The organism is Dyella humicola, assembly GCF_026283945.1.
Lineage (GTDB): Bacteria > Pseudomonadota > Gammaproteobacteria > Xanthomonadales > Rhodanobacteraceae > Dyella > Dyella humicola.
In genome coordinates, this window is the sequence record NZ_JAPDPC010000001.1 from 836,160 (window position 1) to 852,572 (window position 16,413).

Annotated in this window: 16 protein-coding genes; 7 read left to right on the forward strand and 9 right to left on the reverse strand. The window is 57.2% G+C overall.

Annotated elements, in window-relative coordinates; all coding sequences use genetic code 11:
- Window positions 1–2 precede the first annotated feature (2 nt).
- From OUZ30_RS03600 to OUZ30_RS03610, 3 genes are all read left to right on the forward strand, one after another.
- The gene (locus OUZ30_RS03600) at window positions 3–257 is read left to right on the forward strand and encodes a type II toxin-antitoxin system Phd/YefM family antitoxin (RefSeq protein ID WP_266180811.1); all 255 of its coding nucleotides are present in this window, start codon (window positions 3–5) and stop codon (window positions 255–257) included.
- A 170-nt stretch (window positions 258–427) separates the two neighbouring features.
- The gene (locus OUZ30_RS03605) at window positions 428–1,072 is read left to right on the forward strand and encodes a hypothetical protein (RefSeq protein WP_266180812.1); all 645 of its coding nucleotides are present in this window, start codon (window positions 428–430) and stop codon (window positions 1,070–1,072) included.
- Window positions 1,073–1,389: 317 nt separating this feature from the next.
- Complete coding sequence (locus tag OUZ30_RS03610) at window positions 1,390–1,629, forward strand: AbrB/MazE/SpoVT family DNA-binding domain-containing protein (RefSeq protein WP_266180813.1); 240 nt, start codon at window positions 1,390–1,392, stop codon at window positions 1,627–1,629.
- Window positions 1,630–2,036: 407 nt separating this feature from the next.
- Here the strand turns inward: OUZ30_RS03610 and OUZ30_RS03615 are convergent, their stop codons facing one another.
- From OUZ30_RS03615 to OUZ30_RS03635, 5 genes are all read right to left on the reverse strand, one after another.
- Window positions 2,037–3,329 carry a type II toxin-antitoxin system HipA family toxin gene (locus tag OUZ30_RS03615; RefSeq protein WP_266180814.1) on the reverse strand — a complete coding sequence of 431 codons (1,293 nt, stop codon included), beginning with the start codon at window positions 3,327–3,329 and terminating at the stop codon, window positions 2,037–2,039.
- Between the two features lie 91 nt (window positions 3,330–3,420).
- The gene (locus tag OUZ30_RS03620) at window positions 3,421–4,101 is read right to left on the reverse strand and encodes a class I SAM-dependent methyltransferase (protein WP_266180815.1); all 681 of its coding nucleotides are present in this window, start codon (window positions 4,099–4,101) and stop codon (window positions 3,421–3,423) included.
- A gap of 77 nt (window positions 4,102–4,178) precedes the next feature.
- A complete protein-coding gene (locus OUZ30_RS03625) occupies window positions 4,179–5,093 on the reverse strand; it encodes an AraC family transcriptional regulator (protein WP_266180816.1) in 915 nt (304 codons plus the stop codon).
- Between the two features lie 537 nt (window positions 5,094–5,630).
- Entirely contained in the window at window positions 5,631–6,323 is a 693-nt protein-coding gene (locus tag OUZ30_RS03630; RefSeq protein WP_266180818.1) for an alpha/beta fold hydrolase, read from the reverse strand.
- Window positions 6,324–6,770: 447 nt separating this feature from the next.
- Window positions 6,771–7,409, reverse strand: a complete 639-nt coding sequence (locus tag OUZ30_RS03635; protein ID WP_266180819.1) for a CGNR zinc finger domain-containing protein — start codon at window positions 7,407–7,409, stop codon at window positions 6,771–6,773.
- A gap of 170 nt (window positions 7,410–7,579) precedes the next feature.
- On the opposite strand from OUZ30_RS03635, the gene OUZ30_RS03640 reads away from it, so the two are divergent.
- Window positions 7,580–8,200: a TMEM175 family protein gene (locus OUZ30_RS03640; protein ID WP_266180820.1), complete on the forward strand. Its 621-nt coding sequence runs from the start codon at window positions 7,580–7,582 to the stop codon at window positions 8,198–8,200.
- Window positions 8,201–8,418: 218 nt separating this feature from the next.
- On the opposite strand, the gene OUZ30_RS03645 is transcribed toward OUZ30_RS03640, so the two are convergent.
- Genes OUZ30_RS03645 through egtB form a run of 3 tightly spaced genes read right to left on the reverse strand, consistent with a single transcriptional unit; the run spans window position 8,419 to window position 12,427 of the window.
- The gene (locus OUZ30_RS03645) at window positions 8,419–10,146 is read right to left on the reverse strand and encodes an MOSC and FAD-binding oxidoreductase domain-containing protein (RefSeq protein ID WP_266180821.1); all 1,728 of its coding nucleotides are present in this window, start codon (window positions 10,144–10,146) and stop codon (window positions 8,419–8,421) included.
- A 23-nt stretch (window positions 10,147–10,169) separates the two neighbouring features.
- Window positions 10,170–11,153 (reverse strand): L-histidine N(alpha)-methyltransferase, encoded by a 984-nt coding sequence (gene egtD / locus OUZ30_RS03650; RefSeq protein ID WP_266180822.1) that lies wholly within the window; start codon window positions 11,151–11,153, stop codon window positions 10,170–10,172.
- A complete protein-coding gene (egtB, locus tag OUZ30_RS03655) occupies window positions 11,150–12,427 on the reverse strand; it encodes an ergothioneine biosynthesis protein EgtB (RefSeq protein WP_345781034.1) in 1,278 nt (425 codons plus the stop codon). Before egtB ends, egtD begins: the two co-directional genes overlap by 4 nt.
- A gap of 204 nt (window positions 12,428–12,631) precedes the next feature.
- Between egtB and OUZ30_RS03660 the strand changes: the two genes are divergently transcribed.
- Complete coding sequence (locus OUZ30_RS03660) at window positions 12,632–13,555, forward strand: sensor histidine kinase (protein WP_266180823.1); 924 nt, start codon at window positions 12,632–12,634, stop codon at window positions 13,553–13,555.
- A 113-nt stretch (window positions 13,556–13,668) separates the two neighbouring features.
- Window positions 13,669–14,082 (forward strand): response regulator, encoded by a 414-nt coding sequence (locus OUZ30_RS03665; protein ID WP_266180824.1) that lies wholly within the window; start codon window positions 13,669–13,671, stop codon window positions 14,080–14,082.
- On the opposite strand, the gene OUZ30_RS03670 is transcribed toward OUZ30_RS03665, so the two are convergent.
- Window positions 14,045–14,677 (reverse strand): response regulator transcription factor, encoded by a 633-nt coding sequence (locus OUZ30_RS03670; protein ID WP_266180826.1) that lies wholly within the window; start codon window positions 14,675–14,677, stop codon window positions 14,045–14,047. The genes OUZ30_RS03665 and OUZ30_RS03670 overlap by 38 nt on opposite strands.
- 550 nt (window positions 14,678–15,227) lie before the next feature.
- Between OUZ30_RS03670 and OUZ30_RS03675 the strand changes: the two genes are divergently transcribed.
- Entirely contained in the window at window positions 15,228–16,217 is a 990-nt protein-coding gene (locus OUZ30_RS03675; RefSeq protein WP_266180827.1) for a DMT family transporter, read from the forward strand.
- The last annotated feature ends 196 nt before the right edge of the window (window positions 16,218–16,413 follow it).

Consider the following 16,413-nt stretch of genomic DNA (forward strand, 5'->3'; position numbering starts at 1 on the left):
CTATGCAGACCTACAACATCCGCGATGCGAAGACGCAACTCTCGCGCTTGGTGGACCGGGCCGCCAAGGGTGAGTCCTTCGTGATCGCCAAGGCTGGCAAACCGATGGTCAAGGTCGTCGCACTGGATGCTCCGGAGACACCACGGGTCAGGCGCTTCGGTTACCTGGCCGGAAAGATCAGCGTGCCTGGCGACTTCGACACGATGGGTGCGGAAGACATCGAGAAAATGTTCGTGGGTGCGGGCGGCAAGCCTTAGTGCGTATTCCGGTCGAACTGAACATCAGTTCCAGTAAGCGCTGACCACGCTGCTGCTGATCAGGGATGCCGACGAGCCCTTACGGCTATATTCTGGGCAGGTCTGCTTCCGACCCGGAGCAGACCCTTCGAGGGTGTCTCAGACATACGACGGCAACGCGGGGCGATCTCATGAATCCGAAAACCGATTCGGAAACTCTCTTTGAATCGTTCTGTACGCATCATCAGCTCCAGTGGGATCCTATCCCGACTGACGTCACGGCCAGACCCGATTACAAGCTGACGATTGGCGACATTCAGATTGCGGTCGAGATCAAGCAGCTCGACACGCTTAGCGGCTTCATTCTCGGCGGCAGAAGCAGTCGAACGACAGGTGATCACGTCCGTGCGGCCATCAAAAGCGCCCATAGCCAGATCAAATGGGCGAGTCGCTCAGACATGCCGGGGTTGCTCCTGATCTACAACGCGCGTGATCCGTGGCAGGCCTTTGGCACTGAGGAACATGACTTCCTCGACGCCATGTATGGTGAGCGAACGGTCAAAATCTCAAAAGGGACGGGCGCGCATGGTCCGGTATTTCACGGCAGAAATGCAAAGCTACGGGCTGACGACAACGTCGGCTTCAGCGGCGTTGGACATTTGCTTCGCATACAGCGCCGATGGCCCATAATTACGATCTACGAAAACGCCCATGCGCGATACCCGTTGCCATTTGAGCTGCTTAAGCCGTACTTCGAGGTCAGACGCGTAATGCTCGAACGCATAGATACCCGGCCTCGCGGATCGGAGGTTCCCAATAGCGGCGATGTGGACTAGACGGGCTACCCGTTTTTCTTTTTTTTTTCCGTTTTCGAGTCAGCCCCAGGGGGCGTTGCTGCCTTACCGGCTCCAGGGGCATGCCGGAATGGTGCGGCCTCAAGCCGAGGTCATTGCACGTCAGGGAGGCCTGCCGTAGGAATAGATTCGACCGTATCCATTCAACTGAGAGATCACGGTGGTCGATCCGGCCATTCGATCCATGGTATTGATCACCGGCTTGAAGTCGACGATGTGCATGGTCCCCGTTCCGCCCAAGTGCGGCGCGCCATCCAAGCGGTGATATAGCTCACTTAAACCAGCTTGGAGTCTGATTGATGAAGGCGAAAATGAAGCTTGCTGGCGGTGGCGCCACGGTCACACTTCCCGCTTCAGTCATTTCCGCCGCCGGATTTCGTCCGGGTGCTGAGGTAGAGATCCACGTGGAGAACGGCCGCGTTGCCCTGACCCAACGCGGAAGCGACGCCTTACTTGATCGCCTGCTCGAAGGAATCACGCCGGCGAACATCCATAGGGAGGTCGATACAGGCGGCCCTCTCGGAAACGAGGCGCTCTGACCTTCTGGTTGAAGCACGCCATACCCGGGCCATGAAGTTCAGAATCATGTCGTAGTGGTCGTTGCGTTGACCGGTTGAAACGGCAACCCGAAGCGGACATAGAAGATCAAGGTTGGTCAGACATTAGGTGGGCGCCAGGGATAGACCGTTGATGTAGCGCGGACATGCAATTTCCTGGCATTTTTCGCCGTATTCAAAGCCGGATGGCATGTCTGTCGTCCCGAGTTGCGTCTGCCGCGGCGCTGGGTAGCAAAAAGGCGCAACCTTAGCGCTGTTTGTGCGTGAATCTGGGAGTCGCAGGCCGCACGAAACTGGCATGGCTCATTGAGCAGAATTCTCTCCTTGGGGTTAGCGCTCCCCCGTACTGACCTAACCAGAGTCAACCCAGAAAGTGCGGGGTGCCAGGTTCAAAACCTGTCCGGGTAGCCTTCGAAAACGTAGTCATTGAGGAACTGCCGTTTCCAGAAGACCTCTCGCTGCCCCTGACTTAGGCCTGCCTCGTCACAGATACCGTGCCAGTGACGGCGAACACCGATCACTTGTGCAGCGATTAGCGCTCGAGCGTCCACGTCAGCGAGAAGAAACTGAGGGGCTGCACGTCGACAGCTTTCAAGCCGGCTGCGTCGATCATCCCCGTTGATAAACATGGCTTGGTTGGCTTCGCGCCCCAGTCGCGATTGAGGGCAAATGTCATACGCCGGGGTGAGCGACAAATGGGCGCCGCCCCAGAATGCCGCATGATTGCGGGCATGATCGTCTGTGTTGCCCACCAATACGTTGAAGACCATGCGTCCAAAGAGTTCATGAAGGGTGGCCTCTGGCTCGGTGAAGTGAGCCTGGATAATCGTCGCGAGTTCGCAGTAGCTCGCGTAGCGCGCCTCCATTTCACTCAAGCCGAATAGGGTTAGTGCCGACACCATCGCGCGACGTGTCCAGCCGCGATCGTGGCGTTCGCGATCGAAGCGCTGGACGAGCAGCACATCCTTACCGCGGGCCTGCTGCAGTTGCACCGGGGCCACGGTCAGGTGGGCAGCTTCCTTAGCCAGTCGCATGGCCACGTACTCCGCCTTGACGACGGCTTGAACATCGCCCGGCGCAGGGAATTTGGCAATGAAGTGACCGCGGGCGTCCTCCACCAACGCCTTCGGACGCGCGCCCCCCACGCCGCTGCCTTGATTCAGCGCCTCGGTGAGCGATGGTGACATCGGCTCTCCCTCTTCCAGACATTCGGCCGCCTCCAGGAGCGCATCAAGGGCGACAGGCTTGAGCGCACGTGGCTCGTAGCGGGCTCCGGAGCGTTGGAAGTCCAAAGCTCCGATGCGGCCGGAGCTGGAATGCAGCATGACGGTCAGCTCATCTAGTTCAATGTCGCGAGCGGCTTCGCCCACTAAACCGGTGAGCTGACGAACGATGGTTCGACGGCCCCACGCATCGGGTGATCCGTCACGAAGGCATCCGGCGACATCGAGCGGAGGCAATGGAGTCAATACGCCACGCTGCAGCGGCAACTCCGGCGCAAAGATCGGAATGGCATCGCCGCGCTCCAGGTAAGATGAGCTGTAGGTAAACTGACATACCAAACCCTCGACGGCCAATTGGCCCGCAACCACGGGCTCAAGTCGCCCAGGAAGCCAGATCCACACGAAGGCGTCCTTCGGAGCGAGCTCGCCAACCTGCCTTGCCCTTTGACTAGAGCTCATGTTGTACGCTCAATCCTGTCAATGGTTACCTCGGTGTCAAAAGGCGTCACCACCTTTCTACGCCATAGGCTTGTCTACCGCGAATCCTTGACTACATCAGCGGCATGTCTGCCTTAAACAGTGCCACCTTTCCCACCTGCCAGGCGACGACATTCGTGAAATGCTCAGCGAGGGCGAACTGCAAGTTCGCCAGTGTGTCGCGTTTGTTTCCGAAGATGCCCTTGCGGTTATAAAGCCCCATCAGGCGGCGACCGAGCCAGTTATGCTCTGCCTCCTCACCGAGAATCGTCGCGCCATATAGCACCCCACCAGGCGCGAGGTGAGGGGCAAGCGAGGAAAACACTTTGCGTGCTTTGTCGGTCATGTTCCCCGGCAGACAGTGCAAGAGATAGAACAGTGAAATGGAGTCGAACTTCGCACCACCGAGTGCACCATCGGAATGCAAAACGTCCTCACGGATGAGCGTTGGCTGCAAGTGCGATACGCGCGAACCCGCTACCCGTAAGCTGTTGTCATTGAGATCGAGCAGGGTGACCCTCTGCCCTAGTATGTCCGAGCTGTGAGCCAGGTAATAGCCCGAACCCACGCCCACGTCTAGGTGGTTGGAACTCAAGTGTTGGCGAAAAAAGGGCAGCAACACGGCATCGGTTGGACACTTCCACGCGTATTGGTTAGAAAGGCCGAGGACCCAGTAGTCATAAATCTTCAATACGCAGTCGGAATAGACGGCCGCACCCTTTTCCGAATGGGTGGGTGTAGAAGGCTTGTTCATAAGTAACACCGCTGAGAAATATAGTGAATTTGTCGCGTCAATCGGGTTGGAAGTGCAGTTGGAAGCTGTTGCTAAGCTCAGTTCCACGTTAGAGGCCGCACGCCATCAGCGCGCACTTTCCCTGGGCTCATGCCACTCACCCGCTTAAATAATCGACGAAAAGCCGCTTCGCTGCTGTAACCAAGATCCTGAGCGATGCCAGCCACGGTTTGCTCACGGTTGCGAAGCAATTGCTCCGCTAGGCCGACGCGCCACTGCGTGACGTACTGGATAGGAGGCAGTTTCATCAGTTGCTTGAAGCGCTCGGCAAAGGACGAACGCGACATGCACGCGAGTGTGGCCATGGATTGCATGGTCCATACATTGCCTGGATGGTCATGCACTGCCTGCACCACCCGCGCAATGCGCGGGTCAGTCAGAGATGCAAACAATCCTTGCCGGCTGCTCGCGGTACGCGAGTATTCGCAGATGGCCGCCGTGAATAGCGCATCGGCGAGCTTGTTGAGCAGCACGTTTCGGCCGGCACAGTCGGCATGGGCGACCTCTGCCATCGTAGTGGCCAATTGGCGGAAGGTTGCGCTAGCGCCGGCGCCACGAATGACTAGGCATGCGGGTAAGGCCAGATTGAGAGGATGCCGCGACGTGCCGGTGAAGCGGAATTCGCCACAGATCAGGCTGGTGTGGTTAGGGTTGTCTTCCATGGTGCTGCTGAGTCGGTGCCGTGGACTATGCGGGAAGATCAACAGGTCTCCTGATTCTAGCGTCATCGTCGCGTCGAGCGCATCGCATTCAACCTGGCAACGCCCGCTGCCCACTAGATGAAACAAGCCACACTCGTGAGGCGGTATCTCGGCAAGCCACGGCCCACGACGATGAAGCTCGGCGACTACATGAACCTGCAGCATTGACCGGTTGAGCAGAGATTCCAACGCAGGCTCTAGATACCCTTGGCTCGGCCCCGTAGGTAGCGAGGGATTCGGTTCGATGTACATGGGCGTATTCCCGGAGGGTGTCTCATGAAGAACCTTGCGGCCGGTCATGGCGCTAGGATGACTCGCTCGACCAACACGTAAGGCTCGTCCCTCAGCGATGGCGCCCATGCCAATGTCAATCGACGTATCCCGCATCTCGTAGACAACCAGATGCTGAACTCTCGAACGGAGAGCTTTGTCATAACCCGATCTTGCCGAACGATTACGCAACTGATGCACTTGATGGTCGAACCGGGCTCGATACATAGGTTGGCACGACGTCTTCTTCTAGCGCCAACCCTTACCCGACAGAGACGCCCTCGATGCTGAGGCTACGCACCCCAACTGTCGCCGCCACTTTTTTCCTGGCGAACGTGTATTGGCTTGGCGAGATGCTGTGTACAGCCATGCAACGACCTCATTTGGTCGTTAGGGTAGTTCTCACATATGAGTTTCGGTTATGAAGCTGTGTTGATCGTGGCAATGGCCATGATGCTGATGGCCCCTGGCTCGCGGCCTTCTCGCCATCGTGGCCATTGCCATCGCAAGCCCTCAGCCTCAGCCAGACACGCCCTGAATGGCGTCCTCAACGATGTCCGTTACCAAACTGGCAGCAGTGACGCTCGGCAGATGGTCAACTGGGAATGCCCGCGCATGCGCGTTCATTCGCTGCGCCATAAAACGCTGTGTCTCTTCCGGAATCATATGGTCCTGCTGCGCGATCAGGAACCAAGACGGAACACTTTTCCAGAGCGGCGTTCCAACTGGCACCACGATGCATGCAGGAGAGATCGGGCGCTGCACCGCGGCCAGGTGTGTTTGCTCAGCAGCCGTTGCATGCTGAGCAAATGCAGTTTTGAACGCACTCGCTGGCAGCCGAATCAGGCCATCGTCGGAAGGGGCAAGCTCGGGTGCCTCCCCGCCATGGCCAAACCGATTGAAGATTTCCGCCACGGTCTCCCCCTCGTCAGGAGCCAGGCCCGCCACGAAGACCAGGCCCTTTACCTTCTTGCTCTGAGTCGATTGGATCACGGCGCCTGCGTATGCGTGGCCTACCAACACCACCGTCCCATCGATTCCGTCCAATGCCTTGTCCACCGCTGCGACGTCATCGGGTAGGGACGTAAATGGCAACGACACGGTAACCGTTTTGATGGACTTGGCTCTGAGCAAAGAAACCACTTTGGACCAGCTTGACTCGTCAGCCCATGCGCCGTGGGCAAATACTACGGTTACTGCTTTTGCATTCATTCCGTAAGCTCCTTCACTTGCATTGGGGATCACAACTAGGGGTATCGCGAAAGCACGCCCAATCAGACAATCGCCTCGTAAGGGCCTGGGTGATCGGGATTGCGACTAGATTTGGCTGCAGGATCTACCGCGCCGCGTGGGTCTAGCGTGTAGGTAAGTGCAGATGCGCAGCCATCGCGACCGGGAGAGAGTGCCGGCGATCTGTGGGCGTTTCGGATACGTAGTCAGAATACGCCGCGCAAGAAGCTTCAACGCCGGTGCACGTCTAACGTGCAGCAGTCGATTCTCCGGGCTTTCGGCACGCAGAGACCAGCACGAATCAGTCAGATAGAAGTCCATTTTCAAAGCTTGGACTAGACGCAAGCCTTGATTCCCACCCGAAAGGGTGAAGAGTAGATCTGAAACTTCAGAGTAAGATTGCGACTCGCGAAGTAAGCAGTACTGGTCTTAACCGACTTTGGTCTGTCGTTCTCGATGAGCGGCCTGCTTGGCGCGGTTGCCACATACGGCCATGCTGCACCAGCGCCGGGTGCGCCGACGTGTGCGATCAACGAACAACAAAGTGCAGGATTGTCCCTGGCATGCTTTGACGTCAGTAAAGTCTTCGGAAGCAACGAGTTCGGCGAAGGACTCCGCAATGGGAATAAGCAGAGACTCTGGGGAGCGCCATCTCCGCGTTGTCTCCAAATCGACACCCGCAACCACTTTGCCGGAATCCGGATCCCGACGCTCGACGAGTTCCTTGAAGGCTTCGTCACGGGCCAGAATCCGATTTATAGGCGCAAGATCTCCGACGACGGACTTCCCTAGCGGTTTGCCTTTGTTCTTCTGGACGAAGCCGCGGAACCATTCACGCAGCGCCCGAGCTTGATTTGCAACGGCGTCCAGCTCCCCGGGCCCTGACGCGGACTCAAAGGAGTCCAGTACTTTGACAGGGACCAGGTCGGCAGTCCTCAACCAGTCGATAAGCCCCTCGCCGTCCTCAATCCATTCGACGCGCGTGTCCACTGGAGTCGACACCGAGTTCAGGAAATCGAGGCCGATGTCGTCGGCGATAAAAATGGGGGGCATCTCAACTTTGGCCATGACCGCTCCTGGGTGAAGGCCCGCGGGCTTCGATGTCAGCCCACGTAACCCTCTGATAAGCGATTGACAAGTTACCACAAATGGGCAAGTCTCACAATTATCTGGATGGAGCCTCAGGGCAGATTCGCCAGGGAAGCCATTCGCGCCAGTTCGCCGAAACGAGGTGGGCTATGGAAGAACGCAAGCGTGGGTCGGAGCGTGTCGTCGCGTTCGCGGACGGCGTCTTCGCGATTCTCATCACACTGCTCGTTCTTGACCTTCATGCACCGCATCTAGGCACCCTGCAGTCTCTTTGGGCGCTCTGGCCGTCATTCGTCGGCTATGGAGTCAGTTACCTGTTCCTCGCCATTGTCTGGATAAATCATCATCACTTGCTGAGACTTGCGCCCGCCGCCACACCCCAACTGATTTGGTCGAACTTCGGGCACCTGTTCAGCGTCTCGTTAGTCCCCTTTACCACTTCGTGGATCGCGAACACGCACCTGGCTCCGATCCCGATGGCGGCTTACGCGCTCGTCTTTGTTCTGGTCAATGTGACCTATTTAATGCTGTGCATGGAGGTCGTCGATCGGCAGCACGCTGAAAACGTGCCTTATCCGGCTCGTCGTTCGATGCGCAGGCGCTCGCTGCTGACGCTAGGGGCTTTCATAAGCGCGTCCATCGTGGCTCTCGTGTACCCGATAGGTTCGTTGGCGATCGTTTGCGCTTGTCTGATTCTGTACCTGAGGCCCGAGGCGCCCAGTAAGGAGTCGATCGAAGACCCAAAAGAAAAGCCCGCCAGTTCGAAGTAGTACGTAGTTTCTAGTGGAAGTGGGTCAGGCCAGCGGTGTCTCTGTACGCCATAGAAGCCATGGGGTGGAGGTCTGACGGCCTTAAGGATCCTTCGTAGTGTGTCCTGGCGCCGCATTGGTGCCTGGTTGCTGTGGCAACGCCCTCTTAGCCCGATTCGAAGCATTGATCGCTCGCGCACGTTCGCAACGGCGGCCTCGGGGTCACCTGCAGGCCACGGTCACAGATCGAGCTCCACGTCGCCTAAGGGCGTCGCGCAGCATAGAAGTACCTGACCTTCTGGCGGCAATTCCAAAGGTGTTGGCTCATACGCCACACTTCCCTGCAACAGCGGGGTGATGCAGTTATGGCAGACGCCGGTCCGGCAGCTCCATCTCACTGGTACATCGCACGCCTCGGCGAGCTCAAGCAGTGAGCCATAGTTCGTGCCCCAGTGAACCGATAGCCTGCTCCGCGAGAACGCGACTTCAGGCCCTGAGGCCGCGGCGTCCGCTGGCAGGTGTGGCTTTACCGCCGGCTTGGGCACAACGCCAGGCGCTAGACTCGCCTCCGCGCCAAACGCCTCAGTCCGAATGTCGGCATACACAACGCCCTGCGCAAGCAATGCTGTACGGAGTTCATCCATGAAGCCCTGGGGACCACATAGATAGAACACTGCCTCTGTGACGGGGACGCCCAGTGCAATCATGGCCGGCACGTCAATTCGCCCAACCGCCTCCATTCGCTGATCTTGGACATCCGAGGGCGATGGTCGGCTGAAGAACATCAAACGCTTTGAATTGGGGATGGATGCAAGGAGTGCTCTCGTTTCATCGAGGAACGGGCAATGCGAACCATCACGCGCACTATGCACCCACCACAAATGAGGGCGGTCTCCGTTTAGAGAGGCGATCTGCGTGAGCATGCCAAGGAGCGGCGTAATTCCAATACCGGCGCTTATCAATACAACCGGTCGAAGCGTGGATCGGTAGAGAAAGGAACCGCGAGGTGAGCTCACTTTCAAGGTTCCTCCGACACACAAGTGCTCGTGGAGGAACTCGCTAACGCCACCGGATATTCGCTTGATCGCGATTCTGAATTCACCGGCCCGTTGCCCGCAAAGTGAATAGGACCTCACAGATGGCGGCATATCCGGCGAAGTTTTGACGCGAATCGCCACATGCTGCCCACCGACAGGCATCGGCAGTGGATCTCCTTCACTGGCTACTAAGGTGAATGCGCACACGTCCTCCGTAACCTGATCGCGCCGAACGACCGTAAGGTCACGGTACCCTTGCCAGAGCAAGGCCGGCGACCAGTTGTTGTTTTGCTCGTCCAGGTAGGTCTGAAATGAACCTCGCCATCCGTCACTGAGAGCACGTATCCCTATCGCTCTCTCGAGGTCAGTCTCCTTTCTCCCTGGCTTGTAGAGGAGAGTGTCGATCGCTGCAACGCTCATGCTGTTGCGATCTCGCTCGACCAGGGAGATGGTGTCACCGGATCCAATATCCCCCTCGCGTAACACGCGCATATAAAACCCAGGACGGCGATGATCCACCATGAGGGATGGCAGATCCTTCTGCTCCATCCGTATACCGAGCTTGTAACAGGTCACCCGCGGTTGCGTCACCTCAAATAGTGCTGAGCCGATTTGGTACCTATCCCCGATCCAAACATCCTCATCGGCCAGGCCGGTGACAGTGAGATTCTCGCCGAAATTTCCAGGCTTAAGATCATGCCTATCGAGAAAATTGCTCCAGTACTCGTAGGCTTCCCATTGGTAAACCAGAACTGCACGATGTTCACCGCCATGGCCTTGGAGATCAGCCTGCTCATCCCCTGCAAGGTTTAACCGCCTGGCGAGCACGCGATCAATCACCGGATATTTCCAGATAGCGGATTTGATGCGCTTCCCTTGCCAGGAAAGCTCCTGGCTGCGGCCAACATTTACAGAAAGCAGGACGTTCATCTCACATTCCCCTGGACCTAGGCTCAGGTAGAAGACTGATCATGCGACGTGCTTCGTGCCAAGAATACGGAAAATAGTCCGGCCCGGTCGGTCCATTCCCGAATAGGCTCCCAGTGTCCTCCGCGAAGCACAAGGCTGGCCGTTCGATTGTCGTACTTGTGACTATTTTCTGTGTGAATGCTCTCGCCGCTAGCCATGCGGAAGCGTTGCCCGGCCACGTCAAAAGCGAGATCCCGCTTTGCAATCAGATGCATCTCAACTCGCGATCTCTCGGAGTTCCAGATCGCCTTGTGCTGGAACGCATCTATGGGGACCGTGCCACTGAGTTCGCGGTTGATTCGCTCAAGCAAATTAATGTTGAATCGTGCCGTGATGCCCTGTGTGTCGTTGTAAGCAGGGATAAGCGTTCGTTTGCTCTTTACACGGTCTATGCCTATCAGTAGGTACGCACCTCGGCCGAGTGTCTGCGTCATCAACCGCAATACATCAATGGCATCGGGAATATCCATATTCCCGATGGTAGAGCCAGGAAAGAAGCCAAGACACGGCCCCCTTACCCCGTTGGGCAGCGTGACGGGGAAAGCGAAGTCCGCCTCCAAGGGCGACATCGCCACGTCTTCAAATTGCCTCTCTAAGGCAGTCACTGACTCCTTCAAGAATGCACCCGATATGTCAATCGGCACGTAGTTCTTGGGCTTCGTTGCGGCCAACACCAATGGGGTCTTGGTCGATGAGCCCGATCCGTACTCGACCAACGTCTGAATTGGTCCAGTCACCTTGGCGATCTGCTTGGCGTAGTCAGTGAGGATTTCTGTCTCAGCACGAGTGGGGTAGTACTCGGGCAGCTGCGTGATCAATTCGAAGAGTTCCGAGCCCTGGTGGTCATAAAACCAACGAGGTTCAATCGCCTTCTTGGCCTTCGCCAATCCGGCCAGAACCCCTGCCCGGAAGCCTGGGTCGACATACCAGGTCTTCTTCTCGATCGATAGGGCGGAGCCTAACGTCATACATTCCTCGCTAGTCGAACGCCCGAAAACATCCAACGCTGGTGTGGGTAGAAAAAGTTGCGATAGGTTGATCTGACATGCCCGCGGGGCGTGGCACAGGATCCGCCGCGGAGAACAAACTGGCCTGACATGAATTTCCCGTTGTATTCGCCTACCGTTCCCGCTTTTGGCTCAAATCCGGGGTAGGGAAGGAATGCAGAGGACGTCCATTCCCATACATCTCCAAACATCTGCCGTAGACCAAAACCGCCGGAGTCAGGCACAGGAGTGGCAATAGGGTTAGGCATCTCGAGGAACGTTCCAAGCGATGCGTCTTTGCCCTGTGCCGCTACCTCCCACTCGGCTTCCGTAGGCAGGCGAGCGTTTGACCAACGCGCATAGGCGTCTGCCTCGAAATAGCTGACGTGACAAACTGGCGCTTCAAGGTTCACAAGTGACCAACCACGAAGGGTCAGCTGATACCAACGATCATCGATCTCCTTCCAGTAGAGCGGCGCATCTATTCGATTGCTCCTGACCCAGGACCAGCCGTCCGACAACCAAAGGTCAGCGCGTCTGTAGCCACCTTCCGACATGAAGTTGAGCCACTCCCGATTGGTCACCAGTCGATCAGCTAGCGCATGGCCAGCCAACCAAGTGGTGTGTTCGGGCTGCTCACAATCAAATGCGAACTCACTTGCCCCTGCGCCAATTTCCCACGGCCCCTGCGGGCCCTCTATCCATTGGATCGGCGCCACCTTGGCTGGCTTATCGGGCGCTACAGGCGCCCAAATTCCCTCCTGAAGCGGGCTTTCGTGAATCAAATGTTGAAGATCCATCAAGATCAATTCTTGATGTTGCTCCTCGTGGTGGCATCCGAGCTCGACGAGCGTGCGGCCCTCTGCGTCGAGCCTAGGAAGTAGCTCCAACAAGGCTGCATTGATGCGTTGGCGATAGCTTAGGACTCTGTCCAGCGTCGGTCGGACCAAAAGCCCCCGCGAGGCCCGCCCCAGACGTTCTCCTTCACCCTCGTAGTAGCTATTGAAGAGATAGCGGAAGCGATGATCGAAAAGCTGAAAATGCGCTTGCCGATCCCGCAACACGAATGTTTCGAAAAACCATGAGGTGTGGGCTAGGTGCCATTTCGCGGGCGAAGCGTCAGGCATCGATTGCACGGTTGCCTCTGCATCGCTCAGGCCGTTACACAGGGTCTCGGTCAACTGCCGAACCGCCCGCAGTCGACTTTCCAGGGCATCACCTGGTTCTTCGCCAAGATGCCACTTAATCGCGGTCACGTGTCTTCAATTCCTACGTACTGATCAAAAACGCCTGCGGTCGCAGACATGGGGCACTGGCTGTGGACCGATAGATCCAGAAGCAGGGGCTAGTGTGTCATCACATCCTCGTAAGAGTAACCCCTACGAATGGTGTTGACAAGTTACGCTGGGAAGACTAAAAAGTGTCGCGGTCTAGAGGCATCCACTCGATAGGGTGAGTACGTGAGCGAAAGTGAACAAAAGGGCGCTTGTGTAAACGCTCTGATCCGCCCTGTTGTGAGGGGCATTTCAATGGCGCGGAGGGCACGGATGGCTTGCGCGAGCGTTCTGGCTATCGTGTTGGGATTTGCCACTCAGGGCGCGACGGCAACAGACTCGGCAGCGGTCTTTGGTAGTCCACCTGCGTTCTATCGGACATGGTGGTTCGAAGCATTGCTTGGCGTGGGCGCCTTATCCCTGATCGCTCTGGTCTATCAATGGCGAATCGGGCAGCTAACCCAGCGAGCTCGCATACGTGCAAACGAGCGAGAACGTATTGCCAGAGAATTACACGACACTTTGCTGCAGAGTGTTCAGGGTATGTTGCTCAGTGTTGAGTCGGCAACGCGGAGTCGATTCATGAGCGAAGGTTTGCGGAAGGAATTGTCGCACGCGGTCTTGCTGGCCCGGGCAGTGGTCGTCGAGAGCCGGGATCGCGTCGCGAGCTTGCGGGCAACGGAAAGGTCCAACGGCCTTAGCCTCGAAGCCCTGCGCGAAGAGCTGATTGCTTATCGTAACGATTTAGACCGAAATTTTACCGTGAGCGTACGAGGGCGCGTGCGGCGGCTACGACCCTGCGTTGAGGCGGAACTTGTCGCCGTTCTACGTGAAGCCATCGCCAATGCGGCCGCCCACTCAAGCGCCAAGAACATATGGCTCCGACTTGATTTCGGCTGGCGAACGCTTTCTGCTGAGGTGGGAGACGACGGGTGCGGCATTGCGCCGGAAATTGCATCCGTCGGCTCGCGGGATGGTCACTGGGGAATGCAAGGAATGCGTGAACGCATCCGCGAAATACGGGGGACCGGTTACATAGATTCCGTTCCAGGACAGGGAACCATGGTCGCTGTTCGCATCTCGTCATGGAGAGCGTATGCGATCGGGTGAAATGGCCTGCGACCTCACTCGATGAAGTCGTTTCTGGCTAGTTCAACTACCCTTTAGTGGGTTTCGTGGCTTCGGATAATCATCGCAGAATGTAAATGCATGGGGAGTGTGCAATGGACCGTCTGCCGCCTGATGTCCGTGTACTCATCATCGATGCGCATGCAGGAATGCGTAGGGGACTGCATTCGCTTCTAGACAGCACCGAGGATCTACGATGGGTGGGTGAGGCTCTCGACCTGGCGGACGGCCTTAAATCCGCCTCGCGGTTGGAGCCCGACGTGACCATCGTGGACTTCGGAGCCGCTCAGAAATTCGGGTTTGATGATCTCGGTGGCCACCTATCGGCGCACTCCTGGATAGTAATGAGCGACTATCCCAATGCCTCAAAACTATACAAGGCGATCGCATCGGGCGCATATGGCGGCTTCCTGAAGCTTTCCCCCGCATCGGAAATCCTCTCCATAGTGCGTGCCTGCGGTAGCCTGGCAACTAGGGAGGGGAGAGGAAGCCGCGACGCATCGCTATAGTGACGGCGTGCGCTCGATCGTTAGCCCCCAGCTTTGCAAGTATGCTCTTCATGCGAGTTTTGATGGTGTCCTCGGACACCAACAACGTGTCGCCAATCGATCGATTGGTATGGCCCTGAGCTACCAGTCGTAGAACGGCGAGTTCACGTCCACTGAGCGTCTCATTGCCTCGGTACGCTGATACTTCCTCGCTCACGTCACTGGTAAATGCCCTCTTGCCATCGGCTGCCAGACGTACCGCTCGCACTATTTCTTCACTGGACGCGGTCTTGAGCAGGTATGACGTCGCACCGAGCTCAATCGCGCGGCACACGCGTGCATCGCCAGAGAACGTGGTCAACATCACGAGTGAAGCACGTGGATATTCGCGCCTTATGTCCGCGATGGTCTGCAGGCCGTCGATACGGGGCATCTGGATATCCATGAGCGTCACCGCAGGTACAAGATCGCGGAACGCCCGCAATGCTTCGTCGCCGTCCGATGCTTCGCCGACGACCTTCATGTCACGTTCCTTCTCGAGCGTTGAACGGAGGCCCTCCCTCATCATGGGATGGTCGTCTACGAGAAGAATGCGGATGATCCGATCCAAGCTCACCGATATATGCCTAGTTAGGTAATTCGACTCCCTCCACCCGCGAGTTTGGCGAGGCGGAACGAATTCATGGGAGCGATCCCGCTCCTCGACTGATGACGCCGCGAAAGGCGATTCGTGTAATGCGAAAGCGACGATGCAGGCTAAGTTTCCAGCTTCTGAGTCTAGATCTTGCTTGACCGATCCCCAATCCTCTATCCGGTGAGTGCAAGGATCATTCACCGACAAAGGTTTGATTCGCGTGTCTCGAGGGGACTCGATCGAGTCAGTCGATGCGTCTCAAGCGATCTGCCGAGCCACGCGGATGAGTCGACGGCCGTCTGCCCGATTTGGCTCATCACCTTCTCGGGCAAATTTTCTCTCCAAAGGGTGAAGCCGCCACGTCCTCTCGGAGTTAGCGTGCTTGCCCTATCGCACGCACTAGACGCCTAGCCGGGACCAAAGGCGCCTAGTGGGATGATCCCTCGAATCTGGCGGCTATGGATAATACTAGCATAACCGGTGTAGGATATGCGCGCCGGTTACGTACATTTAAGGCGAGGAGAGATCCCGGATGACGACCGCTACTTACCGCGCTTCAGAGATCGACGGGTCGGACACTCTATCCTTCGTCGCCGTTTTGGTCGGATCCACATTTCTCATGGGTTCCAGCTTTGTTGCGGGAAAGATCCTTCTTCAAGCGGGACTACCACCGTTGCTACTGGTCGGGTCGCGGTTTCTCGTGGCGGCGGTCGCAACGTTACCGATCATCTCCCTATGTCGCGGCGGACTAATCGCGAACCTCGTTCCAAAGAGTGCGAGCGTTCGCGATGCTTCCCTAGTGGCGGTCATAGGCTTGCTGCAAACGACCGCGGTGATGGGCGCACTCAATGTGGCCATGGAACACATCTCCGCTTCAATGGCCGCAATTCTATTGTTCACCAATCCCCTGTTTGTTGCCTTGCTTGGCCGTATTTTTCTCAATGAGACGCTCGGTCCTTGGCGTATGTGCGGGTTATTGGTCGGAATCGCCGGGGTCACGTTGGCCATCGGGGTTAATTCGACTCGGCTGGCAGGGCGAGGCACCGAGGTGGGTGAGCTAACAGGATTGCTCTCGGCATTCTGCTGGGCTTCCGCGACGATACTGGCTAAGAAGGGAAGGCTCCCTTTCAACAGCTGGTCGCTCAGCTTTTGGCAAATGTTCGTTGGTTCGATCGCTGCGCTGGCCTTCGGGTTGGCCACTGGCGAAGAATGGCCAAAGCACTTGTCCCTCAATCATTGGATGTGGTTCGCCTGGTTGGCGGTCCCTGCGTCTACCGGCTCGTTCGGGCTTTGGTATCTCGCTCTCGCCAAAGGCGGTGCGACCCGAGCTAGCGGTTTTCTGTTCCTGGCGCCACTTTTCGCGGTCCTGCTATCGGTTTTGGTCTTCAAGCAAATTCCTACTTGGATGCAGGCCGCGGGCGGGCTGCTCGTTGGAACTGCGATGTGGCTGATGAACCGGGACTCTCTAACGCCCTATGTACCAATGGGTAGCCGTGGCCGTGAGGCCGAAAACGGATCCTGACTAGAGTTGTTTTGGCTGCAGGCCATCAGGAGTGTCGCGAGGGGCTTCCCCTTCATTGAGGTCAGATAAGTCCTCTGCGGGGAGCTGTTGGCTGCCGGACCGATGGAGCCCAGACACATTGTTCTCACACACCTTTGCATAACCTGTTGACGGTACGTTAACAAGTTACCGTGTTATAAATAACCTGTTGACGCAG

Excerpts from the sequence above, each read along its gene's own strand:
- OUZ30_RS03600 (WP_266180811.1), top strand. The coding sequence starts at position 3 with ATGCAGACCTACAACATCCGCGATGCGAAGACGCAACTCTCGCGCTTG.
- OUZ30_RS03605 (WP_266180812.1), top strand. The coding sequence starts at position 428 with ATGAATCCGAAAACCGATTCGGAAACTCTCTTTGAATCGTTCTGTACG.
- OUZ30_RS03610 (WP_266180813.1), top strand. The coding sequence starts at position 1,390 with ATGAAGGCGAAAATGAAGCTTGCTGGCGGTGGCGCCACGGTCACACTT.
- OUZ30_RS03615 (WP_266180814.1), bottom strand. The coding sequence starts at position 3,329 with ATGAGCTCTAGTCAAAGGGCAAGGCAGGTTGGCGAGCTCGCTCCGAAG.
- OUZ30_RS03620 (WP_266180815.1), bottom strand. The coding sequence starts at position 4,101 with ATGAACAAGCCTTCTACACCCACCCATTCGGAAAAGGGTGCGGCCGTC.
- OUZ30_RS03625 (WP_266180816.1), bottom strand. The coding sequence starts at position 5,093 with ATGTACATCGAACCGAATCCCTCGCTACCTACGGGGCCGAGCCAAGGG.
- OUZ30_RS03630 (WP_266180818.1), bottom strand. The coding sequence starts at position 6,323 with ATGAATGCAAAAGCAGTAACCGTAGTATTTGCCCACGGCGCATGGGCT.
- OUZ30_RS03635 (WP_266180819.1), bottom strand. The coding sequence starts at position 7,409 with ATGGCCAAAGTTGAGATGCCCCCCATTTTTATCGCCGACGACATCGGC.
- OUZ30_RS03640 (WP_266180820.1), top strand. The coding sequence starts at position 7,580 with ATGGAAGAACGCAAGCGTGGGTCGGAGCGTGTCGTCGCGTTCGCGGAC.
- OUZ30_RS03645 (WP_266180821.1), bottom strand. The coding sequence starts at position 10,146 with ATGAACGTCCTGCTTTCTGTAAATGTTGGCCGCAGCCAGGAGCTTTCC.
- egtD (WP_266180822.1), bottom strand. The coding sequence starts at position 11,153 with ATGACGTTAGGCTCCGCCCTATCGATCGAGAAGAAGACCTGGTATGTC.
- OUZ30_RS03665 (WP_266180824.1), top strand. The coding sequence starts at position 13,669 with ATGGACCGTCTGCCGCCTGATGTCCGTGTACTCATCATCGATGCGCAT.
- OUZ30_RS03675 (WP_266180827.1), top strand. The coding sequence starts at position 15,228 with ATGACGACCGCTACTTACCGCGCTTCAGAGATCGACGGGTCGGACACT.